At 42.7% G+C, this 613-nt stretch carries 1 pseudogene; it reads left to right on the forward strand.

Features of this window, described 5'->3' with window-relative positions:
* Positions 1-188: 188 nt before the first annotated feature.
* Positions 189-613 (forward strand): annotated as a pseudogene (locus BO219_RS10855) (RHS repeat domain-containing protein); the annotation flags it as partial.

The raw sequence follows: 613 nt of genomic DNA on the forward strand, positions 1-613 counted from the left end.
TTGTTTTGCTGAATTTAGTAACGATGACCAATATTTACTTGTTGGTACTTGGGAGAACGGGTACGTTTTAGAGAACAACTTACCAGAATATTTTTAGAATTGGTATCTGTACATGTCCTCTCCCATGGAACGAATACAGTGCTGTCGGGAACCGTACGAAGAAAATCGTAAACAATGGAACGACGACGATTACCACAACATACACGTATGACGCCGCCGACCAATTAACAGCCGTCAACGGACAAGCATACACCTACGATGCCAATGGCAATTTAACGAACAACGGCAATAAGACATTTGTGTACGATGATGACAACCGTCTCATTGAAGTGAAAAATGCGTCTGGCGCCACCATCGCGTCATTCACGTATGATCAGCTTGGAAGACGGATCAGCAAAACCACATCAAACGGAACCATTTATTATCACTACGATGGCGACTCGAACCAAGTGCTATATGAAACAGATGCCAACAATAATATTGTTGCTGAGTATACTTGGGATGTGCATGATCGTCCAGTGACAATGACAAGAAATGGGACGACTTACTATTACTATGTTAACGGTCATGGGGATGTTACGGCATTAACGGATGCAAATGGTAATGTTGTGGC

Origin of the sequence: Anoxybacillus kestanbolensis (genome assembly GCF_001996285.1) — a bacterium.
Lineage (GTDB): Bacteria > Bacillota > Bacilli > Bacillales > Anoxybacillaceae > Anoxybacillus > Anoxybacillus kestanbolensis_A.